The sequence below is a fragment of the Noviherbaspirillum phoenicis genome (assembly GCF_047237965.1).
GTDB lineage: Bacteria > Pseudomonadota > Gammaproteobacteria > Burkholderiales > Burkholderiaceae_D > Noviherbaspirillum_A.
Map to the genome: position 1 here is coordinate 486,993 of NZ_JBDFLX010000005.1, position 26,846 is coordinate 513,838.

At 66.0% G+C, this 26,846-nt stretch carries 20 protein-coding genes and 1 pseudogene; 17 read left to right on the forward strand and 4 right to left on the reverse strand.

The window, feature by feature from the left end; all coding sequences use genetic code 11:
- Window positions 1-213 precede the first annotated feature (213 nt).
- Window positions 214-1,689, forward strand: coding sequence for an ATPase domain-containing protein (locus ABC383_RS27705; protein WP_413019176.1), 1,476 nt, complete (start codon window positions 214-216; stop codon window positions 1,687-1,689).
- A gap of 2 nt (window positions 1,690-1,691) precedes the next feature.
- A complete protein-coding gene (locus ABC383_RS27710) occupies window positions 1,692-3,395 on the forward strand; it encodes a response regulator (protein WP_413019178.1) in 1,704 nt (567 codons plus the stop codon).
- A 102-nt stretch (window positions 3,396-3,497) separates the two neighbouring features.
- Here the strand turns inward: ABC383_RS27710 and ABC383_RS27715 are convergent, their stop codons facing one another.
- On the reverse strand, window positions 3,498-3,653 hold the full coding sequence (locus tag ABC383_RS27715) for a hypothetical protein (protein ID WP_413019180.1): 156 nt from the start codon (window positions 3,651-3,653) through the stop codon (window positions 3,498-3,500).
- A gap of 68 nt (window positions 3,654-3,721) precedes the next feature.
- On the opposite strand from ABC383_RS27715, the gene ABC383_RS27720 reads away from it, so the two are divergent.
- The 5 genes and pseudogenes from ABC383_RS27720 (at window position 3,722) to ABC383_RS27740 (ending at window position 6,263) form a co-directional block, all read left to right on the forward strand.
- Window positions 3,722-4,063 carry an ArsR/SmtB family transcription factor gene (locus tag ABC383_RS27720; protein ID WP_413019181.1) on the forward strand — a complete coding sequence of 114 codons (342 nt, stop codon included), beginning with the start codon at window positions 3,722-3,724 and terminating at the stop codon, window positions 4,061-4,063.
- A 35-nt stretch (window positions 4,064-4,098) separates the two neighbouring features.
- The gene (locus ABC383_RS27725) at window positions 4,099-4,599 is read left to right on the forward strand and encodes an arsenate reductase ArsC (RefSeq protein ID WP_413019182.1); all 501 of its coding nucleotides are present in this window, start codon (window positions 4,099-4,101) and stop codon (window positions 4,597-4,599) included.
- On the forward strand, window positions 4,596-5,285 hold the full coding sequence (locus ABC383_RS27730; protein WP_413019184.1) for an aquaporin: 690 nt from the start codon (window positions 4,596-4,598) through the stop codon (window positions 5,283-5,285). Before ABC383_RS27725 ends, ABC383_RS27730 begins: the two co-directional genes overlap by 4 nt.
- A pseudogene (arsH, locus tag ABC383_RS27735) lies at window positions 5,278-6,041 on the forward strand (arsenical resistance protein ArsH). The gene ABC383_RS27730 and the pseudogene arsH overlap by 8 nt, the downstream one beginning before the upstream one ends.
- Window positions 6,042-6,107: 66 nt before the next feature.
- Window positions 6,108-6,263: a hypothetical protein gene (locus ABC383_RS27740; protein ID WP_413019186.1), complete on the forward strand. Its 156-nt coding sequence runs from the start codon at window positions 6,108-6,110 to the stop codon at window positions 6,261-6,263.
- A gap of 775 nt (window positions 6,264-7,038) precedes the next feature.
- Here the strand turns inward: ABC383_RS27740 and ABC383_RS27745 are convergent.
- From ABC383_RS27745 to ABC383_RS27755, 3 genes are all read right to left on the reverse strand, one after another.
- Window positions 7,039-8,379 carry a sigma-54-dependent transcriptional regulator gene (locus tag ABC383_RS27745; protein WP_413019188.1) on the reverse strand — a complete coding sequence of 447 codons (1,341 nt, stop codon included), beginning with the start codon at window positions 8,377-8,379 and terminating at the stop codon, window positions 7,039-7,041.
- Window positions 8,376-10,241: an ATP-binding protein gene (locus ABC383_RS27750; protein ID WP_413019190.1), complete on the reverse strand. Its 1,866-nt coding sequence runs from the start codon at window positions 10,239-10,241 to the stop codon at window positions 8,376-8,378. The genes ABC383_RS27745 and ABC383_RS27750 overlap by 4 nt, the downstream gene beginning before the upstream one ends.
- Window positions 10,242-10,368: 127 nt before the next feature.
- Window positions 10,369-11,673, reverse strand: coding sequence for a dicarboxylate/amino acid:cation symporter (locus tag ABC383_RS27755; protein WP_413019192.1), 1,305 nt, complete (start codon window positions 11,671-11,673; stop codon window positions 10,369-10,371).
- 216 nt (window positions 11,674-11,889) lie between these two features.
- Between ABC383_RS27755 and ABC383_RS27760 the strand changes: the two genes are divergently transcribed.
- The 10 genes from ABC383_RS27760 to ABC383_RS27805 all read left to right on the forward strand — a co-directional run bounded on the left by ABC383_RS27760 (window position 11,890) and on the right by ABC383_RS27805 (window position 26,836).
- Complete coding sequence (locus tag ABC383_RS27760; protein ID WP_413019341.1) at window positions 11,890-12,399, forward strand: c-type cytochrome; 510 nt, start codon at window positions 11,890-11,892, stop codon at window positions 12,397-12,399.
- Between the two features lie 319 nt (window positions 12,400-12,718).
- Complete coding sequence (locus ABC383_RS27765) at window positions 12,719-18,877, forward strand: hypothetical protein (protein WP_413019194.1); 6,159 nt, start codon at window positions 12,719-12,721, stop codon at window positions 18,875-18,877.
- A gap of 160 nt (window positions 18,878-19,037) precedes the next feature.
- Complete coding sequence (locus tag ABC383_RS27770) at window positions 19,038-19,202, forward strand: nuclear transport factor 2-like protein (RefSeq protein WP_413019195.1); 165 nt, start codon at window positions 19,038-19,040, stop codon at window positions 19,200-19,202.
- 42 nt (window positions 19,203-19,244) lie between these two features.
- Window positions 19,245-19,685, forward strand: a complete 441-nt coding sequence (locus tag ABC383_RS27775) for a hypothetical protein (protein WP_413019197.1) — start codon at window positions 19,245-19,247, stop codon at window positions 19,683-19,685.
- A gap of 148 nt (window positions 19,686-19,833) precedes the next feature.
- The gene (locus ABC383_RS27780) at window positions 19,834-20,283 is read left to right on the forward strand and encodes a type IV pilin protein (RefSeq protein ID WP_413019199.1); all 450 of its coding nucleotides are present in this window, start codon (window positions 19,834-19,836) and stop codon (window positions 20,281-20,283) included.
- A complete protein-coding gene (locus ABC383_RS27785) occupies window positions 20,283-20,867 on the forward strand; it encodes a GspH/FimT family pseudopilin (RefSeq protein ID WP_413019200.1) in 585 nt (194 codons plus the stop codon). Before ABC383_RS27780 ends, ABC383_RS27785 begins: the two co-directional genes overlap by 1 nt.
- A gap of 12 nt (window positions 20,868-20,879) precedes the next feature.
- Window positions 20,880-21,287 (forward strand): type IV pilus modification PilV family protein, encoded by a 408-nt coding sequence (locus ABC383_RS27790; RefSeq protein ID WP_413019202.1) that lies wholly within the window; start codon window positions 20,880-20,882, stop codon window positions 21,285-21,287.
- Between the two features lie 13 nt (window positions 21,288-21,300).
- Window positions 21,301-22,476: a PilW family protein gene (locus ABC383_RS27795; protein WP_413019204.1), complete on the forward strand. Its 1,176-nt coding sequence runs from the start codon at window positions 21,301-21,303 to the stop codon at window positions 22,474-22,476.
- Window positions 22,473-23,120 carry a pilus assembly PilX family protein gene (locus ABC383_RS27800; RefSeq protein WP_413019206.1) on the forward strand — a complete coding sequence of 216 codons (648 nt, stop codon included), beginning with the start codon at window positions 22,473-22,475 and terminating at the stop codon, window positions 23,118-23,120. The genes ABC383_RS27795 and ABC383_RS27800 overlap by 4 nt, the downstream gene beginning before the upstream one ends.
- A 32-nt stretch (window positions 23,121-23,152) precedes the next feature.
- A complete protein-coding gene (locus tag ABC383_RS27805; protein ID WP_413019208.1) occupies window positions 23,153-26,836 on the forward strand; it encodes a pilus assembly protein in 3,684 nt (1,227 codons plus the stop codon).
- The last annotated feature ends 10 nt before the right edge of the window (window positions 26,837-26,846 follow it).

The window sequence follows — 26,846 nt, forward strand, 5'->3', positions numbered from 1 at the left end:
CCGGGCGCCTCCGGCTTGCGCAGCATCCATGCAAGTGCGCGTTGCGGCGGCGACAGGGCAATGCCGCCGACTGAATCGGCGTCTCCCTTGCGCAGATATAACGAATCGCCGTCCCGATTGCCCTACATTGACAGCACTTTAACTCGACTGTTACGGCCGCTGCCTCTGCCTTTGCCTTTGCGCGTGGGGCAGGGCACCGGGCTGGGAATTGCAATGGACCAAAAAAGAATACTCACCGGCATTCCCGAATTCGACGTGGTGCTGCGCGGCGGCCTGCTGGCGGACCGGATCCATCTGATCGAGGGCCTGCCGGGCACCGGCAAGACCACCTTCGGCCTGCGCTTTCTGCTCAGCGGCGTGCAGAGCGGCGACGCTTGCCTCTACATCACGCTGTCGGAGACCAGGAAGGAACTGCTGGCCTGCGCCGACAGCCATGGCTGGTCGACCGACGGCATCGAGATCTGCGAGCTCATTCCCGCCGAAGCCAGGCTGGGGCAGGAACAGAGCGTGCTGTTTCCCAGCGAGGTGGAACTCAATGCCACGATCGAAACGATTTCAAGGAAAATCCTGGAGCACAAGCCGCACCGGGTGGTGATCGATTCGATGACCGAGTTGCGGCTTCTGGCCACCGAGCCGGCGGGCTACCGGCGCCAGATCATCGCGCTGCGCCAGTTCCTGCTGCAGCAGCACTGCACCGCGCTCCTGCTCGACGACCTGACCTCGGAGCCCAGGGAACATGACCTGCAGGGTTCGGTGCATGGCGTGATCTCGCTGGAGCAGCGCGAGCGCGCCTTCGGGTCGGCGCGACGCCGGCTGCGGGTGGTCAAGATGCGCGGCGGCGATTTCCAGAGCGGCTGGCACGACTTCGCCATCGTCCGCAGCGAGGTTCTGGTGTTTCCCAGCCTGATCGCCGACGAGCACCATCGCGACTACGAACGCGGCAGCGTGTCTTCCGGCATCGACGAACTCGATGCGCTGCTGGGCGGCGGCCTGATGCGCGGCACCACCACGGTGCTGCAGGGACCGACCGGCGTGGGCAAGTCTTCGCTGGCGCTGCAATATGCCATCGCCGGCGCCAAGCGCGGCGAGCACGTCGCCTACTTTTCGTTCGACGAAACCCTGGAAACCCTGTACGACCGCGCCCGCGGGCTCAACCTCGACGTGCATGCGCCGATCGAGAGCCAGGTGATCCAGTGGGAACGCATCAACCCGTCGCGCATCTCGCCCGGCGAATTCATCTGGAAGGTGCGGCAGGAAGTGGAGCACCGGCATGCCAGGATCGTGGTGATCGACAGCCTGAACTCCTACCTGGAAACCATCGAGGAGCATGACGCGCTGCTGCCGCAGCTGCACGAGCTGTTTACCTATCTGAATCACCAGGGCGTGCTATGCATCCTGGTGCTGGGCCATGTTTCCGGATCGGACAAGGGCACCGACCCGCTGGGCGTGACGCTGATCAGCGACGCGGTGATCCTGCTGCATTTCTTCGTGCGCGACGGCATCGTGAAAAAAGGCATCACCGTGGTCAAGAAGCGCCCTGGCCAGCATGAATGCGCGATCCGGGAATATCTGCTTTCCGCCACCGGCATCGGGCTGGGCGAGCGGGTCCAGCAGCAGACGCCCTTCGTCGACGCCGATACCGGCGCGGTGCATCGGGCTGCCGCGGCGGTCGCTGCGCGGGCGCCCTGAGCATGAGTTCGCCGCCGTTGCCGCCGGACGCGCCGCAAGCCGCGCCGCTGGTGCAGGTGCTGGCGCCGTTCGGCCAGGATGCCCAGGTGATCACCGGCGTGATCGAAGGCGCCGGCGTGCAGGCGCTGGTCTGCGACGACGTGGCGGCGCTGTGCGCGCGCTTTGGCGACGACGTCTCCGCCATGGTGCTGGTCGAGGAAGCCCTGGAAGCGGATCTGCCGGCGCTGATGGCCTGCCTGCGCAACCAGCCGCCGTGGTCGGACATACCGATCGTGCTGCTCAGCGGCAGCCGCGGCAGGGCCGGCAGCAGCGCGCGCTGGTCGCTGTTCAACGAGCTGGGCAATGCCACCGTGCTGGAGCGGCCGCTGCACCAGCAAAGCCTGCTGATCGCCATCCGCGCCGCGCTGCGCGGCCGTGCATGGCAGCGGGTGGTATGCGGCCAGATGGCGGAGCTGCGGGCCGCCACCGAGGCATTGGAACAGCGGGTAACGGAACGCACCGACGCGCTGTATGCGGCCATCGAGGAAAGGGAGCATCTGGAACAGGCCCTGGCCGAGGCCCGGCGGCTGGAAGCGATCGGCCGGCTGACCGGCGGCGTGGCGCATGACTTCAACAATATCCTGCAGGTGATCTCGCTGTCGTCCACCCTGCTGGGCCAGACGCCGGCGCTGGATACGTCGCGGCGCGAGCGTGCGGTGCAGGCCATCCAGCGGGCGGCGCAGCGCGGCGCCAAGCTCACCCACCAGCTGCTTGCCTTCGCGCGCCGCCAGCCGCTGCAGCCGCAGGACATCAGCGTGCGGCGCAAGCTGCTCGGCATGCGCGACGATCTTCAGCAGGCGCTGGAAGAACGGATCAGGCTGTCGCTCGACCTGCCCGGCGAACTGTGGAACGTGCGCGCCGATCCGACGCAGCTGGAAGCGGCCATCCTGAACCTGGCCATCAATGCCAGGGAGGCGATGCAGGAAGGCGGCACGCTGGAAATCCACGCGCAGAATGCCTGCCTGCCGTCGCCGGCATTTCCGAAAGCGTCTTCCCTGGAAGGCGAATTCGTGATCGTCTCGGTCAGCGACACCGGACCCGGCATGCCGCCCGAGATCGCCAGCCAGGCGTTCGAGCCTTTCTTCACCACCCGGAAGGACAGCGGCCAGGCCGGGCTGGGCCTGAGCCAGGTCTATGGCTTCGCCACCCAGTCGGGCGGCGCCGTGTGGATCGGCGCGACGGCGGCCGGCGCCGCGGTGTCGCTGGCGCTGCCGCGCAGCCTGTCGGCGGCCTCGATGACGGACACCGATGCCGCATCGCCGCCACCATCGCCGGCCTGGTCCGACCTGCGCGTGCTGTGCGTGGAAGACAACGACGCCCTGGCCGAAGCGACCACCACCGTGCTGCAGCAGCTTGGCTGCCAGGTGGAGCGGGCGGCCTGCGCCGAAGAGGCGCTGGTGCAGGACCTGTCGCGCTTCGACCTGGTGTTTTCGGATGTGTCGATGCCGGGCCGCATCGACGGCATCGACATGGCGACCTTGCTGGCACGGCGCCATCCCGGCCTGCCGGTGGTGCTCTGCAGCGGCTACATGATCGCGCCCGAGCGGCTGGAGCATGCAGGCGCGGTGTTCCTGGCCAAGCCCTACACCATGGGTGAACTGCAGGCAGCGATTGCGGAGTCGATCACGCGGCGCGGCGGTGCAGTGGCGAGTCAAGGCCGCAGCTGACGGTGACTGGCTGCACGGGGCGGCTATGGCGCGGATTCCGGCCAGCGACGCCGGATGAAAGAAACCGATCGGTGGAGCGTGCGCGAATCAATAGGCGGTTTTTCATCTGCCGGCGTTGACGCCGGCTTTCAGGCTCTTGCCGGGGTCCATCGCAGGCGTAAAACAGGCTGAAACATGCTGAACAGCCGATCGCGGTTCGGCTTCGCGGCTGGAAACTGTTTTTCCAAACGCGGGATAGCGGGCGGCCTTGTTTCGCATCACCAAGCATTCCTTCAAAAATTTAAAGAGTTCTTTAATATTTCAATAAACCTTATATAATCGCGGCCATGAATTCCACCGAGATCATTGCCGCGCTGAACGCGCTGGCGCATGAGCATCGTCTCGCGGCCTTTCGCCTGCTGGTGCAGGCCGGGCCGGACGGGCTCAACGCCGGCACCATCGCGGCCGGGCTGGGCATGTCGCCCGCCGCCACCTCCTTCCACCTGAAGGACCTGGTGCGCGCCGCACTGATACAGCCGCGGCATGAGGGCCGGCAGATCTTCTATTCGGCCCGCTTCGAAACCATGAACGGCCTGGTGCAATACCTGACGGAGAACTGCTGCGGCGGCACGCCGTGCCTGCCGGACTGTGCGCCCGCCTGCGCCGCCGATGCCGGCGCCGCTTCCTGAACCGTTCGTTCATCCCTTCATCCACCGATACCGCCATGTCCGAAAAAACCCGTAACGTCCTTTTCCTGTGCACCGGCAATTCCGCCCGCAGCATCATGGCCGAAGCGCTGGTCACGACCATGAGCGGGGGCCGCTTTCAGGGCTACAGCGCCGGCAGCCGGCCCGGTGGCCGGGTCAACCCGTATGCGACCGAACTGGTGGAGAAAGCCGGTTATCCGGTAGGCAGGCTGCGCAGCAAGAGCTGGGACGAGTTTGCGGGGCCGGATGCGCCGCGGATGGACTTCATCATCACGGTATGCGACAACGCCGCCGGCGAGGTCTGCCCGTACTGGCCGGGCCGTCCGGCGACAGCGCACTGGGGTTTCGAGGATCCGGCGGCGGTGGAAGGCAGCGATGCGGAAAAGCGCGCCGCGTTCGGCAAGGTATATGCGCAGATCAGGCAGAGGATGGCGGCATTCCTCTCGCTGCCGCCGGACATGCTGGACACGCCGGCCATCGCTCATGCGCTTGCCCGGATAGGCGCGAGCCCGGTATGAGCTTGTCGCGCAGGCTGGTCGGCGAATTCCTCGGCACCGCGTTCCTGCTGGCGGTCGTCATCGGTTCCGGCATCATGGGCGAGCGCCTGGCGGGCGGCAATGTCGCCGTGGCGCTGATGGGCAATACGCTGGCAACGGGCGCGGGCCTGATTGCGCTGATCCTGACCTTCGGCCCTGTTTCGGGCGCCCATTTCAATCCCGCCGTGACGCTGGGCGATGTGTACTTCGGCCATATCCACTGGCCGCATGCGCTGCTGTATGTCGCCGCGCAGGTTGCCGGCGCCTTCGCCGGCGTGGCGGCCGCCCACGGCATGTTCGGCGAAGCGCTGTTCTTCGCCTCGCAGCATGCCCGCACCGGCCCGGCGCAGTGGTGGAGCGAATTCGTCGCCACCTTCGGGCTGCTTGCCGTAATCATCAGCTGCTCTCGCACCAGGCCGGCGGCCACGCCGTTCGCGGTGGCGGCGTATATCACGGCAGCCTACTGGTTCACTGCCTCGACCTCCTTTGCCAACCCCGCCGTCACCCTGGCGCGCGCCGCGTCGGATACTTTTGCCGGCATCCGTGCGCAGGACACGCCGGGTTTCATCGCGGCCCAGCTGCTGGGCGCCGCCGCGGCCGTCATCACCTTCAAATGGCTGTTTTCCGCGCAGGGCCAGCCAGTCACCCCTGGACATCAACATGAATAGCGATCTGTCGAACCTGCCCAACATCAGCGGCCCGCATCTCGATCTTCCCACCCTGGACAAGCTGTCGCCGGCGCAAGCCTTCAGCCATGCGCCGCGCATCCTGCTGCTGTACGGCTCGCTGAGGCCCCAGTCCTACAGCCGCCTGCTGACGCTGGAAGCCGAGCGGCTGCTGCGGCATTTCGGCGCCGAGACCCGCATCTTCGACCCGCACGGCCTGCCCATGGTGGACAGCGTCGCGCCCGACCATCCGAAAGTGCAGGAACTGCGCGCGCTGTCGGCATGGTCTGAAGGCCAGGTCTGGTGCAGCCCAGAACGCCATGGCGCGATGACCGGCATCTTCAAGTCGCAGATCGACTGGCTGCCGCTGGAGATCGGCAGCGTACGGCCTACCCAGGGCCGCACGCTGGCCTTGATGCAGGTATGTGGCGGTTCCCAATCGTCAATGCGGTGAACCAGTTGCGGGTGCTCGGCCGCTGGATGCGCATGGTCACGATCCCGAACCAGTCCTCGGTGGCGAAGGCCTACCAGGAATTCGACGACAGCGGCCGCATGAAGCCGTCGGCCTACTATGACCGGCTGGTGGACGTGATGGAAGAGCTGTACAAGTTCACATTGCTGGTGCGTGAGCGATCGGATTACTTGACCAGCAGGTATAGCGAACGCAAGGACGCCATGCCGGTGACGGCGCAGGCGCTTGCTGCTGCGGCGATGCGGCACGAGACGGAGGCGGACGAGACCAAGGACGACCTGGAATAGTCTGTGGGGTTTTGGCCTTGCCGGCGGGCTGGTGCGTGATTGGTGGGCGGTGCTTAAGGAAGTTGGATGGGCAGGGGAGGTGCTTCTGCCGTTGCCGTTGCTTTTGAAGTACGCGCAGCGACAGTTGCCGTGGATTTTGCCTTTGAAGTGGTTTCTGCCTTTGCCGTTGCCGTTGCCGTTGCTTTTGAAGCTGCCGTTGCCGTTGTTTTTAAATCCCGTTGAGCGCGCCGTGACGTCGGTGCGTGGAGCGGGAAAAGGTGCGGCGTCTGTCTGAGCCAAGCGCAGCTTGGCGAGTTTAGCCGCGCCCCGCTCCATGCATCGACGGCACGGGGACCCTCGCGCAGCGAGGGCGCGATCACCGGGTCGCCTTTTCTTGCCTACTTCTTTTGGCGAAGCAAAAGAAGTAGGTCGCCCGCCGGGGCGAACACCCGGCCTGGTCATGACGATAGTGTGATGGTGTTGCTTCACCCGCCGTAAAGACGTCACTGCGAAGCAGCAGTTGCTTTTGAAGTTTGAAGTTTGAAGTTTGAATACGAACGTCAACAACAACATCGACAGTGCTGCCCGTGCGTTGCCGGGTGACGCAAGGCGATTGCACTGCCGTGGAGACAAGCCGGGAGTCCGTCCCGGCGGCCGGGTTACTTTTTTGCTTCGCCAAAAAAGTAACCAAAAAAGGCGACCCGATGATCGCGCCCCGCTGCGCGGGGTCCCCGTGCCAGCGGTACCCGGAGCGGGGCGCGGCTAAACTCGCCAAGCTACGCTTGGCTCAGACAGACGCCGCACCTTTTCCCGCTCCGGGTACCGCTGACACGGCGCGCTCAACGGGACTTCACTGCCACGTCAAAAGCAACGGCAAGGGCAGAAGCAACGGCAACGGCAACGGCAACGGCGGAAGCCACTTCAAAAGCAACCGCAACTGTCGCTGCGCGTACTTCAGAAGCAACGGCAGAAGCAACTGCAACGGCACCCCCCACCCAACGGACAACCGTCCTGCCCCTTACCCCTGCTCCCCCAGCCGGTACTTCCTGATCTTGTCATGCAGCGTGGTCTTGGCCAGCCCTAGGGCTTCCGCCGCACGCGCCAGGCTGTTGCCGTTGCGGGCCAGCGCGTCGACGATCAGGGCGCGCTCATAAGCCGCCACCGCTTCCGGCAGCGGCGTCGGGCCGGAGGCTTCGGCATTGTCGGCGAAGGGGGCGAAGCCGGAAGCGATGCCCAGCACGCAGCGCTCGGCCACGTTGCGCAGCTCGCGCACATTGCCCGGCCAGTCGTAGGCCATCAGCCGGTTCATCTGCGCCGGCGCCAGTTCCGGCACGGGGCGCTGGTGGCGCGCGGCGCCCTGCAGCAGGAAGTGCTCGAACAGCAGCGGAATGTCCTCGCGCCGCTCGCGCAGCGGCGGCAGCGGCAGGGTGGCGACATTGAGCCGGTAATACAGGTCGGCCCGGAACTGGCCCTGGTCGGACAGCAGCTTCAGGTCGGCCTTGGTGGCGGCCACCACGCGGCAGTCCACCGCCACCGGCGTGTTGCTGCCCAGGCGCTCCAGCGTGCGCTCCTGCAGTACCCGCAGCAGCTTGATCTGCATCGCCATTGGCATCGACTCGATCTCGTCCAGGAACAGGGTGCCGCCGCTGGCATGCTCGATCTTGCCGATGCGGCGCTTGCCGGCGCCGGTGTAGGCGCCGGCCTCGTGGCCGAAGATCTCGCTCTCGAACAGGGTCTCGGGCAGGCCGCCGCAATTGATCGCGACGAAATTGCCGCTGCGGCGCGGGCCCGCCTCGTGCAGGCTGCGCGCCACCAGCTCCTTGCCGGCGCCGGTCTCGCCCTCGATCAGAATGTCGGCGGCGCTGTTGCCCAGTTCGGCCACCAGCTGCCGCACCCGCACCATGCTGGCGGAACGGCCGATCAGCAGGTTCTCCAGCCGGTCGCGGCCTTCCAGCCTTGCCTGCAGCCGGCGCACTTCCAGCGTCAGGCGGCGCTTGTCGAGCGCGCGCCGCACCACTTCCACCAAGTAGTCCGGCGAGAACGGTTTCTCGATGAAGTCGTGGGCGCCGTTCTTCATCGCCTGCACCGCCAGCGACACGTCGCCATGCCCGGTAATGAGCACCACCGGCAGGTCGGCGTCGATGGCGCGCACCTGCGCCAGCAAGGCCATGCCATCCATGCCGGGCAGGCGAATGTCGCTGACGATCACGAAGGCGTTGTCGCGGGCGATGCGGCGGCAGGCCAGTTCGGCGTTGTCGACCGCCGTCACCGGGATGTCCTCCAGCTCCAGCGCCTGGGTGCAGCCCAGCCGCACATCGGGATCGTCCTCGACGATCAATACCTGCAGTTTGTCAGTCATGAAGCGGGCCTTTGCGGTGCGGCGGGAAGGTCGACGGTAAACACCGCGCCGCCTTCGGGCTGGTTATGGGCGGACAGCGCGCCGCCGAAGTCGGCGACGATGCCGGCGGAAATCGCCAGCCCCAGTCCAAGGCCGCCGCCGGCTTCCTTGGTGGTGAAGAACGGTTCGAACAGGCGGCCGCTGGCTTCCTCGCTGATGCCGGGGCCGCGGTCGCGCACCCGGATCAGGATGCGGCCGTCGCACCGGCTGGCGGAAATGTCCACTACCGGCGCATGCTGGCCTTCCATCGCGTCGAGCGCGTTGCCGGCCAGGTTGACCAGCACCTGCTCCAGCCGGTTCGGGTCGCACCAGGCTTCCAGTTCGTCGGGCGGCAGGTCGACGCAGACCACCGTGCCGGCCTGCTTCAGCCGCTGCTCCAGCAGGAACAGCGCATTCTCGATGGCGCGCCGCACCGGCACGGCCTGCGGCCTGCCGGACGACTTGCGGGCGAAGGACTTCAATTGCGACGTCAGCAGGCCCATGCGGTCGACCAGCTGGTCGATGCGTTCCAGGTTGCTGCTGGCGGTCTCCTGGTTGCCGCGCGCCAGGAATTTGCGGGCATTGCCGGACAGGGTGCGCAGCGCGGCCAGCGGCTGATTCAGTTCATGCGCAATGCCGGCAGAGAGCTGGCCGATCACGGCCAGCTTGCCGGCCTGCACCAGCTCGTCCTGCGCCGAACGCAGCGTGCGCTCGGCCTGGGTGCGCTCGGCCACTTCCTTGATCAGCCGTTCGTTGGCCGAGGACAGGTCCGCGGTGCGCTCGATGACGTTGCGCTCCAGCTCGTCATGCGCCCGCTGCAGCGCAGCCTGCGCCGCCAGCTGGTCCTGCAGATGGCGCCGGCGCTGGTTCAGCAGCAGCGCTAGGATGAACAGGAAGGCGGCGAAGGCGCCGGCCAGCGCGGCGCGGTTGACGGCGATGGTGCGCACCTGCGCCTGCGGCGAATACACCGTGATGTTCCATGGCGTGCCGGGCAGGTTGCGGGTCTGGGCCAGGAAGTTGCCGGCCAGCGGGAACACCGGCGCCGAGGTTGCGGCGGCCGGCAGGCGCACCAGGCGGGCGCCGTCTTCCAGCACCGACAGCTCCTTCACGCCCAGCGGCGCCAGCGCCTGGCGGTTGTACTGCTGGGTGCGTTCGAAGGCTTCCAGCGTGGCCTTGTCCAACGGCTTGATCGTGGTGAATTTCCAGTCGGGCACCGAGGACAGGATCACCACGCCGTTTTCATCCGACACCAGCGCCGGCGCCTCGACCGCGCCCCAGGACTGTTCCAGCTGGCGCAGCCCGACTTTCACCACCGCCACCCCGGCCACGTCCTGCCCGCTGGCCAGCGCCGAGGACAGGTAATAGCCGGGCTCGCCCTGGGTGGTGCCGATGCCGAAGAACCGGCCGGCGCCGGTTTCCAGCGCCTGCCGGAAATACGGCCGGAAAAACAGGTTCTCGCCGATGAAGCTGTCGCGCTGGCGCCAGTTGCTGCTGGCAACCACGCGGCCTTCGCGGTCGAGGATGTAGATCGAGAGACTGCCGGCGCGGGCGTTGAGCTGTTCCAGGTAATGGTTCATGCGCGCCACGCGGGCGGCGTCGGGGGCGGCCAGCATCTCCAGCACGCTCTGGTCCAGGCCCAGCAGCGCCGGGAAATAGCCGTACTTGTCGATTTCCCGTTCCAGGCTGGCGGCGTACAGGTCGAGCCGGTGCCGGCCGGTCGATTCCAGTTCGGCCATGCCGGCCGACAGGCTGTAGCGGAAGGCCAGCTGCGACGCGCCCAGCGTCAGCGCCGCAAACAACAGCAGCAGGGCGGCGACGCGGGACAGGGAAAGGGCAGGGAGCATGACATCGGGGGCCGTTCGGATTTCCGGATTATGCCGGCCCCCAGGCATTCCGGCGTCATTTACGCCGGAAAAACCCTGCTGCACCCGTGTCGGTTTGCGCATGCTGCTCCTTGCCGGCCCCTGGCTGCTATGCCGGGGTGGTTTCCCGTTCTTCCTCGGGCAGGGGCAGAACGTCCTCGGACTCGGCCAGCGCAGGGTCGACCGGGTCGATCGCGTTTTCCCACTTGGCCACCACGGTGGTGGCGATCGCATTGCCCAGCACATTGGTCACGGTGCGGCCCATGTCGAGGAAATGGTCCACGCCCATCACCAGCAGCAGGCCGGCTTCCGGCAGGTTGAACATCGGCAGCACCGCGGCGACCACCACCAGCGAGGCGCGCGGCACGCCGGCGATACCCTTGGACGACACCATCAGCACCAGCAGCATGGTGATCTGCTGGCCCAGCGTCAGCGGAATGTTGTAGGCCTGGGAAATGAACAGCGCGGCGAAGGCGGTGTACATCATCGAGCCGTCGAGGTTGAAGGAATAGCCCAGCGGCAGCACGAAGCTGGTGACCTTCTTCTGCACGCCGAACTTGTCCAGTTGCTCCATCAGCTTCGGATAGGCGGACTCGCTGGAGGCAGTGGAAAAACCGATCAGCATCGGATTGCGGATCAGCTTCAGCAGGCGGAAGACGTCGCGGCCCAGCACGCAGTAGCCGGCAAAGATCAGCACCATCCACAGCACTGCCAGCGCGGCGAAGAAGCTGGCCATGTAGCGGCCATAGACCAAAAGCACGCCCAGGCCCTGGGTGGTGATGACGGCGGCCACCGCGGCGAACACGCCTACCGGCGCAAAGCGCATCACGTAGTCGGTCACCTGCAGCATCACATGGCCGATTTCCTGCGTGGTTTTCAACAGGCTGCGGGCGGTGCTGTCATGCAGCTTGCCCAGCGCCACGCCGAAGAACAGCGCAAACACCAGGATCTGCAGGATCTCGTTGTTGGCCATCGACTCGACGATGCTTTTGGGGAAGACGTGGGTCACGAACTGCTTCAGGTTCAGTGCGTTCGTTTTCAGGTCGGTGGCGGTCCCGGCGTCGGGCAGCGGCACATTGACCGCATGGCCGGGCTGGAGCAGGTTGGACATCACCAGGCCGATCATCAGGGAACAGAGCGAAGCGGTAATGAACCAGCCCAGCGCCTTGCCGCCGATGCGGCCCACCGCGCTGGCGTCGCCCATGCCGGCCAGGCCGCCGACCAGCGTGGCCAGCACCAAGGGCGCAATGATCATCTTGATCAGCCGAAGAAAGATATCGGTGACCATCGTGAAATAACTGGCTATCTCCTTGGCCGCCGCCGCATCCGCGGCAAGCGAGTGGCAGAGATAGCCGACTGCAACGCCGGACACCATGGCAATGGCGATCCAGCTGGTAAGTTTGTTCCTTTTCATCGGAGGGTTCCTTTTGCTTCTGGCTGATTGGGACGAATGGGCGGCGCCCGGCCGTCAAGGCCGTTTGCTGACCGCCCTTCTGTTCAGCACGAGACGTGCCAGTCATGGGTGCCTTAATGGAAATGTAAGTTATTGATTAAAAGGGTAAAAATTCAGGTCAGCGATACGCTATCCGGATTCCCGGATAATGCGGCCTCAAGTCGTTCGGAAATCCGGATGGCTTTGTGCCGGAACGGCGTCGCAGGTGAGGAGAGGAAGTTGAACAAAGGCATTGTTATTGCAACGGCGGCGGGTCTGGCCGTGGCGGCCGCCGCCGCACTTTTCCTTGGCCGGTCGGGCGCCGCGGCAGCGTATATCGATCCGTCCGACGCGGCCCTGGTGTCGCGGGGCAAGCCTGTCTATGCTCAACATTGCGCTGCCTGTCATGGCGCCAGCATGGAAGGCCAGCCGAACTGGCGGGAGCGCCGGCCGGACGGCCGCCTGCCGGCGCCTCCCCATGATGCCAGCGGCCACACCTGGCATCACCCGGACGCGGTGCTGGTGGATATCGTCAAGCACGGCCTGGTACCGGGAAAAACCGCGCCCGACGCTTACCAAAGCGACATGCCGGCCTTTGAACGGCTGCTGTCGGACGCCGACGTGCTGGCAGTGCTGGCGTATATCAAGAGTGGTTGGCCGGCGCAGGAGCGAGAGGCGCAAAAGGAAGTCACGCTGCAGCGGCATTAGCTGCCTACGTCGATATTTCTCCCTCCCATTGATCCCTGCGCGTGATGGGTCGGGCAATGCGGTTTCCGTCTGGCTCAGCCCGGCGCACAAGTCAGGACGTTCCGAAAGGCCGGATCAGGCTGCAATGTAGCGTCGTCGCACGTTTTTTTCCAAGCCGCAATTCAGTTGGTCAATGTGCTGCGTCGGCAGGCGACGCGCTGGCGGCGGTTGTGCAAGCGCTTTTCGTATGTTCGTCTGCCTTGCTCGGAAACGGAACGCATTGTCGGTTGTTTCTACTCATGGCGCGCTTTTTCCCCAAACCGCCTGTGAAAGGACCGATATGAACCCGTGTGATCGTTGTGGCCCGCCAGCCTATGAAGCGCGGCGTCAGCCGGTCCCGGTTGTCCCCGGCGACCATGAGCATGGACTGCAGCCGGCGCTCGACGCACCGATCGAGACCTGGCTCGCTCATGTTTTGCATCTGTCCCGCTTGCTGTCGCAGGCGAAGTCGGCTGATGAGGTCGCCTGCTCGAAAGACGCGCTGATCCGGGCCGGGCGGCGTTATGCCCAGCGGCCGTCGGCACCGGTGCGCGATGCGGCAAGTCTGCTGGCCAATCGCAGCCTGGCGGTGGACTTCGCGCGACACGGTTGCCAGGCCGCGGTGTCAAAGCTGGCGGAAGAATTTGCCGGTCTCGATGTCAGGCTGTCCGAATTCGATGTGGTCAGTCCTGACCTGCTGTCGGACCTGTCCTGGGCATTCGGCCATGCGGATGCAACGGATCCGCATGTGGGCCGGGCGCTGCGGGAGCTGGCGGACGAGGCATGCCACCGCCTGCGTGGTGATGCCAACTATTTTTCCGTGGAGCAGAACCGGGATTTGCTGTCAGGCCTGAATCGGTCGGATCCGCTTCAGGCCGAAGCGATCTTGCGGCTTGAGCGAATGCTGGAACAGGCACACCCGCGGCAGCCGCATCAGGAGAAGAGACGAACAACAGAGCAGCGCGACTGTGCCAATCGCGATGCGAGTAACGATCGAGGCAAGGACAACAGCCTGTCAGCAATGAGCGGAAAGCAATTGAGCTGGCATGCGAAGCGGCTGGGCCAGCAACCACAAGATCGGGCAAACCAGCGCGATATGGAGGCGCTGGTGACGTTTCTACTGGAGGTCGGTGAAACCGATGCACGGCTGACCCGGTATAGTTGGCGCGACCTGGCGGGCCTGGCGAATGGCTTGTCGAAGTTCGTCAATGAGAGCCGCGCGGGCAAAGGTCAGTCTGCAATTGCGATCGCAATCTGTTCACGGGGCGATGCCGACGGCCCTGCGCAAGCCAGCGGCGTCGAGGTTTCATTGCTGGTGAATGCGTTGAGCAAGCGTGCGGGGAAATCGGGAGACAAGGAATGCAATGAGGCGTTGTCGCGGCTGGCGCGGGAGGTGAACCGACGGGACCTTGGTGAGCGGCAGTTCAACAGCGTTGCCTTGACAAACCTGGTCAATGGCGTGAGCAAGCGCGCGGGGGAGTCGGGGAACAAGGAATGCAACGAGGCGCTGTCGCGGCTGGCGCGGGAGGTGAACCGACGGGACCTTGGCGAGCGGCAGTTTGACAACGTTGCCTTGACTAACCTGGTCAATGGCGTGAGCAAGCGCGCGGGAGAATTGGGAGACGAGGAATGCAACGAGGCGCTATCCCGACTGGCGCGGGAGGTGAACCGGCGTGACCTTGGCGAGCGGCAGTTTGGCGGTGTGGAACTGACCAACTTGGTCAATGGCGTGAGCAAGCGCGCGGGAGAGTCGGGAGACAAGGAATGCAACGAGGCGCTATCCCGGCTGGCGCGGGAGGTGAACCGGCGTGACCTTGGCGAGCGGCAGTTTGGCGGTGTGGAACTGGCCAACCTGGTCAACGGTGTGCGCAAGCGCGCGGGAGAGTCGGGAGACAAGGAATGCAACGAGGCGCTATCCCGGCTGGCGCGGGAGGTGAGCCGGCGTGACCTTGGCGAGCGGCAGTTTGAAGGTCATCATCTGTCCAACCTGGTCAACGGCCTGAGCAGGCGCGCGGGAGAGTCGGGAGACAAGGAATGCAACGAGGCGCTGTCGCGGCTGGCGCGGGAGGTGTACCGGCGTGACCTTGGCGAGCAGCAGTTTAGCGGTGTGGAACTGACCAACTTGGTCAATGGCGTGAGCAGGCGCGCGGGAGAATCGGGAGACAAGGAATGCAACAAGGCGCTGTCCCGGCTGGCACGGGAGGTGAGCCGGCGTGACCTTGGCGAGCGGCAGTTTGAAGGTCATCATTTGTCCAACCTGGTCAACGGCGTGAGCAAGCACGTAGGAGAGTCGGGCGACAAGGAATGCAATGAGGCGCTGTCGCGGCTGGCGCAGGAGGTGAACCGGCGTGACCTTGGCGAGCGGCAGTTTGGCGGTGTGGAACTGACCAACCTGGTCAATGGCGTGAGCAAGCGCGTGGGAGAGTCGGGAGATAGGGAATGCAACGAGGCGCTATCCCGGCTGGCGCAGGAGGTGAGCCGGCGTGACCTTGGCGAGCGGCAGTTTGAAGGTCATCATCTGTCCAACCTGGTCAATGGCGTAAGCAAGCGCGTAGGAGAGTCGGGCGACAAGGAATGCAACGAGGCACTGTCGCGGCTGGCGCGGGAGGTGACCCGGCGTGACCTTGGCGAGCGGCAGTTCAACGGCGTTGCCTTGACTAACCTGGTCAATGGCGTGAGCAAGCGCGTGGGTGAGTCGGAGGACAAGGAATGCAATGAGGCGCTGTCGCGGCTGGCGCGGGAGGTGAACCGACGGGACCTTAGCGAGCGGCAGTTCAACAGCGTTGCCTTGACTAACCTGATCAATGGCGTGAGCAAGCGCGCGGGAGAGTCGGGAGACAGAGAATGCAACGAGGCGCTGTCGCGGCTGGCGCGGGAGGTGAACCGGCGTGACCTTGGCGAGCGGCAGTTTGAAGGTCATCATCTGTCTAACCTGGTCAACGGCGTGAGCAAGCGCGTGGGAGAGTCGGGAGACAGGGAATGCAACGAGGCACTGTCGCGGCTGGCGCAGGAGGTGACCCGGCGTGACCTTGGCGAGCGGCAGTTTGACAGCATTACCTTGAGCAATCTGGTCAATGGCCTGAGCAAACTGACTCTGGAGCCAGAATGCCGGGAAGCGATCGGCCATGTTGCGCATTATCTCATTCGGGTGGATAAACCGACCCTGCTTGACATCTGCACCGATCTACGGTCTTCCAGTTGCCTGTGCCATGGCTTAAGTCATTGTGCGCAGCATGAGCTCTCCCCCACATTCCAGAACGCTGCACTTAATGCCGAACCCTGCATCGCCGCACTCAAACACATCGCCACCTGCCTGCTGTCTCTGCCGGCCCAGGACTTCAAGCCACCCATCCTGAGCCTGGCCTTGCTGTTGCGTGCGATGCATGTCGTCGGCCTGGCCACGGAAACCCAAGCCCTCGCTTCACACGGCTGGAACCACCTGCAGCATCTGGTTGACAGCGACAGGCTAAAGGGCACGGATATGGAGACCGTCGGGTCACTTAGCATGGCGTTGCTGGACTTGACGCACGGCCGCGTAGAACCGGCGCTGCGCAAAAAGGCGCTGTCCATGCTGGCAAACACCGTGCTGCCCGTCGCCTGGCGCAAGATCGAACTGCGTTCATTGCCACCTAAACCCGGCACCCCGGCCCACACCGACGAAACCGGCACACGTTATCCCGAATACAGCTACTACGCCATCGCGCGTGCTGGCGCCGAAGTAGCCCGCCACTGGACCCGGCGCAATACCGAAGGCAATGACCGCCGCGATCTGGCGGCCCGGCGCCAGCGCCTGCAGACACAAAGCCGCATGGTGTGGGAACGGCTGTGCGCGATCAACAATGGCGATATCTCGCGCGCAAGCTGGAAGATGATTGCCCAGCTTGAGGTCGAGAGCCCGTCCACCATCCTGGATGACTTCGTCACCCGGCACTGGGAGGCCATCAAGGACCAGCCGCCGGCGGCACGCTTTGACTGGCACCGCGTATTCGACGAACTGGGCGGCCCACCTGGTCCGCCGTCACCCGGCAAGGGCATCGTCACGGTGCCGCGCAGCGACTTCGCCGGCAGGACGCCGTCCGGGCCGGTGCCAGAGGCGCGCTACAGCATCCTGGCGCGGTTGAGTGCAGGCGCGCTGCCGCTGCTGCAGGTTGACCTGCCGACGACATTGACGCCCTTCCTGCTCGGCCGCGCCGTGCATCACCAGGGCGTGGCCTACCGGGTCGATGTCACCGGCGGCAGCGGCATGAAGCCGCAACGCGCCCGCATCGAACAAGCCTTCGCCAGCACGGAAGAGGGCCAGGCAGAGCGGCGCGAGGATACGCCGGGCCGGCTTTACGCGCTGCGGGTGACCGACACCGGCGCCGGCACCGACTTCGCGCGGTTGATGGAATCGCTGTTTCCCTACACGGAAGCGTATTACTACTTCCAGCGCGCATTGATGAGCTCGCCCCCCGCCATCGCCGCCGTCCATGGGCCGGCAGCGCATGTGCTGGAAGGCACCTTCCGCATGGCGGTGCTGCCGGATTGCCGGGCAGGCGAACATCCATTCCGGCTGCGCGACAGGGACGGCAACCCGATCGCCCTGCAACCCCACGACGGCATGGGCTTCATCCGCGAAAGCGTGGCGCGACGCTTTGCCTGGTATGCGGAATTGACCGATGCGCAGCGCCAGCCGTTCGGCGGCCGGGAGTCGCGAGCTAATCTGCCGCCGGACGCATTGCAGCACTATCGCGGCGAACCGAATGTGGCCAGGGAACTGGCCGGCAAGCTGCCTGATGACGGCGACCAGGTGCGGCTGTACCGGGCGCTGACCCAGGGCGAGAAAGGTAAGGGCCAGATCGCCAAGGCGGTGCCGTCGGCGGGAAGCCAGGTGGTGCTGCCGGCCAGCAAGCCGGTGGCCAACCATGTGCTGTTGGGCCGCGCGCCGTATGAAAGCGCCAAGCTGCAGCCGGTGGCCGACGGGCAGGTTCGGCGCGGAGACGATGCCACCGCGCGCTTTCTGGACCACAGTCCCTGGCTGCAATACAGCTTTGTGTGCCGTGGCCCGCAACAGGCGCTGTCGTTCTTCAAGGGCGGTCTGCTGGTGGTGCCGGATGCGCAGTGGCCTACTGAATATGCCGAGCGCGAGCTGGTGTTCTCGGCCGAGGATGAAAAAAGCCGCAGCGGCTGGCGCGACGGCAAGGCGCGTCATCGTGAAGAAGCGCACCTGGACTGTCCGGCGATGCTGGCCATTACCGAAGCCTTTGGCCCGGGTTCCTGCGTGGCGGTGCCGCTGGCGCTGCAAAAAGCCATGGGCGGCGACTATGACGGCGACGATGTACTGGTGATGTCGGGCCTGCCTGCGCTGCATGGGCTGGTGAGCCAGCATCAAGCCGGCCATGTGGCGCCGGAACTCAAGCTGCCCAAGACACACACGCCGGCGTACCGGGAGGGGCGCTATGTTCTGGGCCGTGCGGCGCAGATTGCAGCCACGCGATTGAACGTGCTGGGCCGCTACACGGTGCTGCAGCGACGGCTGCTATTGCTGCCGCAAGCGCAGCAACAGGCGCTGGCGCAGCAGGTGCTGGGAGCACTGTGCCAGGAAGGCGTGAACAAGGAGTTGGCAGGGCAGATCGAGACACTGCTGGAGAAGCACCAGCCAGCGCAAGCCGAAGCGCAAACGCTGCTGGGGGTGCTCGACAGTCGCGCCGCGACCAGCCATACCGAGCAGGCCAGGGCGTGGTTTGGCGGCCTGGCAGAGGATGTGCGTCGGCTCGTTGGCATGGCCGTGTCAAGGGCACAGCCCGATGCACTGGCCATGCTGCTGCCATCCCGGCCCGTGCCTGGCGAGGCCAGTGAGCGGCTAAGCCTGTGGCTGGCGCATCTGCCCTGGGCCGGGCCGGCCTTGCCGGAGGAAATAGTGCAGGCGTATTTGAATGGCGACGCTCGCACGGGCCTGGAACGGCTGCTGATGCTAGGGATCAAGGCAGGCGAGGATGCCTACAAGTCCGACACGGGGGTGCGGCTGTTCGACCGTATCGCTCGAAAGCTTGAGCGGCTGTACGGCGAGCACCAGGTATCGGCGCTGGTGCCGTATTCGAGGGCAACGATGGGGCTGCTGGCGCGCGGGCAGTTCGATGGCGCCACTGCGCGGCAGTATCGGGAGGCGTTGCGCGAGACGCCCAATCTGGCAGGCGTGGTGATGCGGGAAATGCTGGGGCAGTGGCTGGACAGGGAAGCTGCGCCGGATACGGGGGCGCAGACGGGGCGCGCGTTGGCACAGCGAGAAGCGCGGGAACATGGGCGGGAGCGCGTCCATGAGAGGGCGGACAGTGCGCCGCGCGCGAACAAGCGCAAACGGGAAGAGCCCGAGGAACACCGAGTACGCCAGCGCGTTGACACCGACGGAACTGCCGCGCCGCGCGCCGCAAATGCGGGTGCCGGGAACAGCCGTGCGCTGTCAGCTAGGCAGCAGCAGTAAGGCTGCGTGGCGCAGCTAAATGCTGCTGTTTGCAAGCTCGTAACCTGCCCCAAGTTTGAGGTCTCTTAGTCCGGACGGCGTTTCACCGACCAATGTCTATCCACGTCGCGGCGAATCCGGCCGATTGCCCGACTTGTCGGTGCGGCGCAAGGAGACGATGATGAGCACCGACGCGAACCGGCAACTGGCCAGGCGCGGCTACGCCATGTTCATGAAGGGCGATATCGAGGGCGTGATCGGCCTTTGCGCCGAGGACATTGCCCGGGTTAGCCCGAAAACGAACCGATATCCTTTTCAGGCAGCTTTCACGGCAAGGCCGAGGTAGGCCGGTTTTTCCGGCTGATGTTTGAGACCATTGAAACATCACATGGCCGAATTCCTGCGTGGTTTTCAACAGGCTGCGGGCGGTGCTGTCATGCAGCTTGCCCAGCGCCACGTCGAAAAACAGCGCAAACACCAGGATCTACGGGATCTCGTTGTTGGCCATGGACTCGACGATGCTCTTGGTGAAGACGTGGGTCACGAACTGCTTCAGGTTCAGTGCGTTCGTTTTCAGGTCGGTGGCCGGCGAGAGGCGTGCCAGGACGCGGCACAGGAGGGCGCCTCCAAGGCATTGAATCTTTCGAGAAAAAAATTACGCAGGCTCGGCATTGTCTGGTTTTTACGATTAATGGACCGTCTCTGCATTCGAAAATCCGGATGGTGTCAACCGACCAAGTCCCTGGTTGCGGACGTGCCCGACCGGCGCGGGCCGGCCCTGGCGGCAGCCGAGGGCAGGGCACATGCCTATGCATTTTATTTCCTATGAGAAATAAACTTGGTTGCTTTGAATGCGTGCTTGAGAGTAATGTTTCTCATGATTACTATGTTCCTCGGGACGCTGTTCCCCCGACGCTACAGGCGCCATCCAGGGCGGCCTGCCCGCCCGCGCCGGGCCGAGAGGAAAGAGGAAGACCTTGTCTCACGCACACCATGCGCCGCGCCGCGGTGCCGGCTTCAGCCTCATCGAACTGATGGTTGCCGTCGCTATCGCCGCCATCCTTGCGGCGGTGGCCGTGCCTTCTTATAGTGAATACGTCATGCGCGGCAGGATACCCGAGGCGACCAACGGCCTGAGCGCCCTGCGCGTGCAACTCGAGCAGTATTACCAGGACAACCGCACTTATGTCGGCGCCTGCGCCAGCGGCACGGTGGCGCCGCTGCCCGGCGGCGTGAACTTCACCTTCAGTTGCCCGACCCTGACCGCGACCGCCTTCACCGCCCAGGCGAGCGGCACGGGCAGCATGGCCAACTTCGTCTATACGGTCAATGAATCCAATGCGCGGCAGACCACCCGGGTGCCGAATACAGGCTGGGGCAGCACGCCCGCGGCCTGCTGGATCGTGCGCAAGGGCGGAGGCTGCTGATGCGGCGCCGGCAGCGCGGGCTTTCCTCGATCGAGCTGATGATGGGTGTGGCCATCATGGCCATCCTGCTGGCCGGCGGCCTGCCTTCCTTCCAGGCCTGGATCCAGGGCATGCGGCTGCGCGCCACTGCCGAGTCGGTGATCAGCGGCCTGCAGATCGCCAGGGCCGAAGCCCTGAAGCGCAATGCGCGGGTTCGGCTGACGCTGGGCGACAGCGACGGCAATCCGGTCTGGCGCGTCGGCTGCGTCAACGTCAGCCCCGACTGCCCGGCCCAGATACAGAGCCGGCCGTTGGAGGGCGGTGGCGGGGTGCGCCTCGGCGCCGATGCCACGCCGGTATCGAGCCCGCCGCCGGCTTCGGCGTTTGTCGTCGCGCTGCGCGCGGGCGCCGGCCTGCCCGGCGACGTCACCTTCGACGGCTTCGGCCGCATGCCGGCATCCGCCGCCGGCGTCGACATCGCCCGCATCGACATCATGAGCGCGGTTTCCGGCGCCGCGCGGCGCCTGGTGATCGCGGTCGGAGGCGGACAGTTCCGGCTGTGCGACCCGGCGCTCAGCGCCGCCAGCAGCGCGCAAGGCTGCTAGGGAGAACGGCAAATGGCGATGCGCAAACAGCAGGGCGGTCTGCTGATCGAGAACCTGGTGGCCCTTCTCATCTTCTCGGCTGGACTGATGGGCATGATCGGCCTGCTGGGCGTGGCCTACAAGCAGGTCGCCGACGCCAGGCATCGCAACGAGGCAAGCATGCTCGCCAACCAGGTGCTGGGCCAGATGTGGCTGGACGACAAGTCCAACGCCGCGCTGCGCGCCAACTATGCCAGCCCCGACGGACCCAAGTTCCTTGCCTGGCGCTCGGCGGTGGCGGGCACGCTGCCGCAGGCCGCCGAGCATGCGCCCACCGTGGCCGTGGGCGCGGACAACCTCGTCACCGTCACCGTGCAATGGCGCCTGCCCGGCAAGGCCGTCGCGAACCGCTACACGGTGTCGGCCTCCATCCATCCCTAGCGCGAAAGGTCTTATGCATTCGTATGGCGTTGCAGCGCAGCGCGGATTCAGCGCGGTGGAAATCATGGTCGGGCTTGCGATGGGCATGTTCGCCGTGGCGGCCATCCTGCAGTCGCTCAGCATGTTCGAAGGACCGCGCCGCGCGCTGACGGCCGGCTCGGACATGCAGGCCAGCGGCGCCCTGGCCCTGTTCAGCGTGGAGCGCGAGATCCGCATGGCCGGGCATGGCCTGGCGCTGCCCGCCGCGCTGGGATGCAGGCTCAACAGCGCTTACCAGGGCGCAGCGCCGGCAGCGCCGTCGCCGCTTGCCGGGCCACCGGCGCTGCAGCCGCTGCGCATCGTCAAGGGCGCCGGCGGTCTGCCCGACACCGTGCAGGTCCTTTATGGCGAACGCTACGGCGTACCGTACCGCATCGTGACCGACCATCCGCCCCAGGCTGCCAACTTCTTCCTCAACACCGTGCTCGGCATCACGCCGGGCGACATGATGATCGCGTTCGAGCCCGGCAAGGACTGCACCCTGCTGCAGGTGACCGATGTGCCCGGCAACGGCGGCCAGACCGGCAGCGTGCAGATCCACCATGCCAGCGGCAAGAGCCCATGGAATCCGCCCGGCGGCCAGAACATCTTTCCGCCCGGCGGCTACACCACCGGCGGCATGCTGTTCAACCTCGGCAGCCTCGCCATCCACACCTATTCGATCGGGGCCGGCAACACCCTCGAGCTGGCCCGCTTCAGCGCCGCCGACAACGCAAGCCAGCGGCAGCAGCTGTTCGGCAACGTGGTCAGCCTGAAGGCGCAGTACGGCTTCGACACCCGCGCCGTCAGCGCCGACGCGCAGGTCGATACCTGGAGCGACGTGATGATGGACGCCGACGGCAATGGCGTAACCGGCGACAGCGGCGACATCGCGCGCCTCTACGCGGCCCGCATCGCGCTGGTGGCCCGCAACGCGCAGGCGGAACGGCCGGGCGCCGGCGGCGCCTGCGACCACTACACCCGTACCCCGGCGGCGCTGCGACGGCCGACATGGACTGCCGCCGATCCGCGGACCGGCGCGCTGGCCGAGCTGGCCATCGATGTCAGCAGGAATCCCGACGGCTCGGCCAATACTGCCTGGCAGTGCTACCGCTATGCGGTGTTCCAGACCATCGTCCCGATGCGCAACCTGGTCTGGAGCAAGCCGTGAAGCGGCTCCCTCGCAGGCCGCAGCCGCGGAATCAGCACGGCATTGCGCTGGCGATTGCCATGATCGTGCTGGTCATCATGACCATGGGCACGCTGGCCATGGTGCGCTCGATCGACGCCGGCAACCTGGTGGCCGGCAACCTGTCGTTCAAGCAGGGCGCGACCGCCGCCGGCGACATCGGCGCCGAGGCGGCGATTGCCTGGCTGGAAGCCAGGATAGGCAGCGCCGAGCTGTACCAGGATGCCGCCGCCAGCGGCTACTACGCCACCAGCATGGATGCGCTGGACATGAGCGGCGGCGCCAACGATCCGACCGCGGCGCGGGTGGACTGGGACTTCAACGGCTGCCAGGGCGCGCCGGCGGCCAGCTGCATCACGCCGTCGCCGCCCATCGACGCCGGCAACGGCAATACGGTGAGCACCGTGATCCACCGCCTGTGCGCGCAGCCGCTCGATCCGAACGGCACGCAGAACAGTTGCGCCAATGCCCTGCAGTCCGGCGACGCCAGCGCCAAGCGCGGCGAACTGAAATACGGCGACGACAAGCGCTTCGGCGGACAGCCTGCCGAGTACTACCGCATCACCGCGCGGGTGAAGGGACCGAAGAACACGGTCAGCCTGATCGAAACCGTCGTCAACTTCTGAGGCGGCCCGTCCGCCGGAAACAGGAATAACCCATGATGAAACTGACCAGCAGCCTGCGCGGCGGAAGGCGGCGAAGCGAAACGTGCGAAAAGCGAGGCCAGTCCGGTAGCACCGACAAGCCCAGGATGGTCTCCTGGGCGCAGGCCGCCATACCGGACTGGACCGTTTACTCGCGCGTTGCAGCTGCCGGCCAATCTGCCGCGCAGGCGCCTGAGGCGCGTGGCGCGCGCCATGCCCGCGGCTGGCCGCGGCCGTCCCTGCTGCTGGTCCTGGCGCTATGCATTCCCGTGCCGGGCGCGGCCGCGCTGGCCGACCTGGCCAGCGTGCCGATGGCGGCGGCGTCGCCGTCGTCGGTCAAGCCCAACATCCTGTTCATCATGGACGATTCGGGCAGCATGTCCTGGACCTACATGCCGGACGCCGCCGGCGACTTCCGCGGCGCCTACGGCTACGCCAGCAGCCAGTGCAACAGCGCCTACTACAACCCGACGGTGACCTACTTGCCGCCGCTCGACGCCGGCGGCGCCAGCTATCCGAATGCCCGCTTCAACGCCGCGTATTCCGACGGCTTCGACGCCAGCTCGCCGGTGGTGGACCTGGGCAGCAGGTTCGTGGTCAACCGTTTCGTGCCGGAAGCCGCGAACGGCTGGTATGCCAGCTACGGTTCCTACACCCGCTATTCCTACGGCGCCACCGCAGCCTATTACTACGATTACTCCGGCAGCCAGACCGCCAGGACCTACAACGACACCCGCTCGGCCTTCTACAAGGAATGCGCCACCGCCATCAATGCCGACGACCGGGTCAACGGCGTGCGGGTCAGGACGCTGTTTACCCTCAAGACCGTCGGCGCCACCTCGGGGCCGGGCAATACCGACGAGCGCCAGAACTTTGCCAACTGGTACAGCTATTACCGCACCCGCATGCTGGCGATGAAGACCGCGGCTACCCGCGCCTTCGCTGCGGTCAGCGGCAACTACCGGGTCGGCTACCTGAGCATCAACAACAATACCGGCGCCGACTTCCTGAACCTGGGCGACTTCAGCGGCAGCCAGAAGCAATCCTGGTTCGCCCGCGTCGGCGCCGCCGTGCCTTACAGCGGCACGCCGCTGCGGTCGGCCCTGTCGACCGCAGGGCTGATCTATGGCGGCAGGATGAACGGGGAGAGCCTCAACGGCAGCCGGGTGACCGATCCGATCCAGTATTCCTGCCAGCAGAATTTCGCCATCCTTTCCACCGACGGCTACTGGAACACCGGCAACGACAGCGGCTGCTCGGGCCAGGGCGGCAGCGGCTGCATGCTGGACCGGCGCAGCGATGTCGGCGACCAGGACGGCGCTTCCACGGTGCCGCGCCCACTGCAGGACAGCCTGAAGAAGGCCAACACCCTGGCCGACGTCGCCATGTATTACTACACCCAGGACCTGCGCACGCCGGCGCTGCAGAACTGCACCGGCGCGCTCGGCGCGGGCGCGGCGCCGGTCTGTGCCGACAATGTGCCGGGCACCGGCGCCGACACTGCTTCGCAGCAACACATGACGACCTTCACGCTGGGGCTGGGCGTCAACGGCACGCTGCAGTACAGCGAGGACTACCTGTCCGGCGGCTCGTCCGACTTCAACGGACTGGTCCAGGGAACCCGGCGCTGGCCCGATCCGGTCGCCGACGAGGGGCCGGCGCGGATCGACGACCTCTGGCATGCCGCGGTGAACGGACGCGGCAGCTACTTCAATGCCGCCAGTCCCGAAAGCCTCTACCTTGGCCTGCGCAAGGCGCTGGCCGGCGTCAGCGCGCGCACCGGCGCCTCGTCGGCGGCCGCGACCAGCAACCTCGAGCCGGTGTCCGGCGACAATTTCGTGTATTCCGCGCTGTACCGCACCGTGAGCTGGGACGGCGACCTGCAGGCCAGGACCATCAACGCCGCCACCGGCGCGGTCGCCGCCACGCCGCTCTGGTCGGCCCAGGCCCTGCTGGACGGCAACGTGTCCGCCTTCGCCGACGCCAGGACCATCCATACCTTCGACGCCGGCAGCGCCACCCGGCTCAAGCCCTTCACCTGGGACAGGCTGTCCGGCGCCGAGCGCGAGCACTTCAGCAACCTGTGCGCGGCCGGCAAGCTGTCGCAATGCGCGACGCTGGGCAGCGACGAGCGCGCCGCGCTTTCGGGAGCGAACCTGGTGGCGTTCCTGCGCGGGCAGAAGGGCAGGGAGAACATCGCCAGCAATGAAAGCCGGCTCTACCGCAGCCGCGAGCATGCGCTGGGCGACATCGTCGGTTCGCAGCCGGTCTATGTGAAGGCGCCGCCGTTCGCCTATGCCGACGACAACTATGCAACCTTCCGCGCCGACAACCGCAATCGCGCGGCGACCGTGTACGTCGGCGCCAACGACGGCATGCTGCATGCGTTCGACGGCGACACCGGCCGCGAACGCTGGGCCTATGTCCCGCCCATGGCGCTGCCCAGCCTGTACCGGCTGGCCGATCAGAACTACAGCGCCAACCATGCCTATTTCGTCGACGGCTCGCCGACAGTGGGCGACATCTGCCCGAACGCCCCGGCCAGCGCCTGCGCGGCGGGAGAGTGGAAAAGCATCCTGGTCGGCGGCATGAACAGCGGCGGCCGCGGCTACTATGCGCTGGATGTAACCGACCCGGCCAATCCCAGGGCGCTCTGGAATTTCTCGGTGGCCAACGACCAGAACCTGGGCCTGACCTTCGGCAACCCGGTCATCACAAAGCGCCGCAACGGCACCTGGGTGGTTGTGTTCACGTCGGGCTACAACAATGTGTCGCCGGGCGACGGCCGCGGCTATCTGTATGTGCTCAACGCCCATACCGGCGAGCTGCTGAAGAAGCTGGCCACCGGCGCCGGCGACACCGCCACGCCCAGCAACCTTGCCAGGATCAATGCATGGGTGCCGACCACCACGTCCAACAGCGCCGACCGCTTCTATGGCGGCGACATGCTGGGCAAGGTGTGGCGCTTCGACATCGACGACACCACGCCGCCGGCGGGCAGCGAGGCTTTCCTGCTGGCGGAACTGGGGCTGGTGAACGGAGCGGGAATCCAGCCCGTGACCACACGTCCGGAACTGGCCGAGGTGGCGGTGGGCGGGCTGCGCTACATGATCGTCAATGTCGGCACCGGCCGCTATCTGGGCGAGAGCGACCTGGCCGACACCAGCGTGCAGTCAATCTATGCGCTCAAGGATACGCTGTCCGACGCCGGCCTGGGACTGGTGCGCAGCGGCGGCAAGCTGCTTAACCGCACGGCGCGTGCATCGGCCGACGGCAGCACTCGCACCGTCGCCAACGCTTCGGCCGCGCTGGACTGGTCGGTCAAGTCGGGCTGGTACATGGATCTGCTCACCCCCGGGGAACGCGTCAGCGTCGACATGCAGCAGCAACTCGGACTGCTGACCGTCGCGGGCAACGTGCCCAGCAACGACGCCTGCACACTGGGCGGCTATGCCTGGCTGTACAACCTGGACAACCGCACCGGCTCCTTCGCCAAGGGTGCGGTCAATGAGGCGGTGGGGGTGCGTCTGGGCAGCAATGCGCTGGCGGCCGGCGTGCGCGTGACCAGGCTCACCACCGGCAAGACAGTGACCGTCGTCACTGACACCGGCGGCGGCATTTCCACGGTGGACAACCCGGGCACGGGCGCCGGCAACCGTGTCGCGCGCCGGGTATCGTGGCGCGAACTGACCGATTGAGCCCGCGCCC

What these genes read in the sequence shown, in the direction of transcription:
- ABC383_RS27740 (WP_413019186.1), top strand. Translation starts at nt 6,108, where the DNA reads ATGGGCAGGGGAGGTGCTTCTGCCGTTGCCGTTGCTTTTGAAGTACGC.
- ABC383_RS27720 (WP_413019181.1), top strand. Translation starts at nt 3,722, where the DNA reads ATGAATTCCACCGAGATCATTGCCGCGCTGAACGCGCTGGCGCATGAG.
- ABC383_RS27755 (WP_413019192.1), bottom strand. Translation starts at nt 11,673, where the DNA reads ATGAAAAGGAACAAACTTACCAGCTGGATCGCCATTGCCATGGTGTCC.
- ABC383_RS27770 (WP_413019195.1), top strand. Translation starts at nt 19,038, where the DNA reads ATGAGCACCGACGCGAACCGGCAACTGGCCAGGCGCGGCTACGCCATG.
- ABC383_RS27765 (WP_413019194.1), top strand. Translation starts at nt 12,719, where the DNA reads ATGAACCCGTGTGATCGTTGTGGCCCGCCAGCCTATGAAGCGCGGCGT.
- ABC383_RS27795 (WP_413019204.1), top strand. Translation starts at nt 21,301, where the DNA reads ATGCATTCGTATGGCGTTGCAGCGCAGCGCGGATTCAGCGCGGTGGAA.
- ABC383_RS27705 (WP_413019176.1), top strand. Translation starts at nt 214, where the DNA reads ATGGACCAAAAAAGAATACTCACCGGCATTCCCGAATTCGACGTGGTG.
- ABC383_RS27745 (WP_413019188.1), bottom strand. Translation starts at nt 8,379, where the DNA reads ATGACTGACAAACTGCAGGTATTGATCGTCGAGGACGATCCCGATGTG.
- ABC383_RS27715 (WP_413019180.1), bottom strand. Translation starts at nt 3,653, where the DNA reads ATGCGAAACAAGGCCGCCCGCTATCCCGCGTTTGGAAAAACAGTTTCC.
- ABC383_RS27805 (WP_413019208.1), top strand. Translation starts at nt 23,153, where the DNA reads ATGATGAAACTGACCAGCAGCCTGCGCGGCGGAAGGCGGCGAAGCGAA.
- ABC383_RS27785 (WP_413019200.1), top strand. Translation starts at nt 20,283, where the DNA reads ATGCGGCGCCGGCAGCGCGGGCTTTCCTCGATCGAGCTGATGATGGGT.
- ABC383_RS27775 (WP_413019197.1), top strand. Translation starts at nt 19,245, where the DNA reads ATGGCCGAATTCCTGCGTGGTTTTCAACAGGCTGCGGGCGGTGCTGTC.
- ABC383_RS27760 (WP_413019341.1), top strand. Translation starts at nt 11,890, where the DNA reads ATGGCTTTGTGCCGGAACGGCGTCGCAGGTGAGGAGAGGAAGTTGAAC.
- ABC383_RS27725 (WP_413019182.1), top strand. Translation starts at nt 4,099, where the DNA reads ATGTCCGAAAAAACCCGTAACGTCCTTTTCCTGTGCACCGGCAATTCC.
- ABC383_RS27790 (WP_413019202.1), top strand. Translation starts at nt 20,880, where the DNA reads ATGGCGATGCGCAAACAGCAGGGCGGTCTGCTGATCGAGAACCTGGTG.
- ABC383_RS27750 (WP_413019190.1), bottom strand. Translation starts at nt 10,241, where the DNA reads ATGCTCCCTGCCCTTTCCCTGTCCCGCGTCGCCGCCCTGCTGCTGTTG.
- ABC383_RS27710 (WP_413019178.1), top strand. Translation starts at nt 1,692, where the DNA reads ATGAGTTCGCCGCCGTTGCCGCCGGACGCGCCGCAAGCCGCGCCGCTG.
- ABC383_RS27730 (WP_413019184.1), top strand. Translation starts at nt 4,596, where the DNA reads ATGAGCTTGTCGCGCAGGCTGGTCGGCGAATTCCTCGGCACCGCGTTC.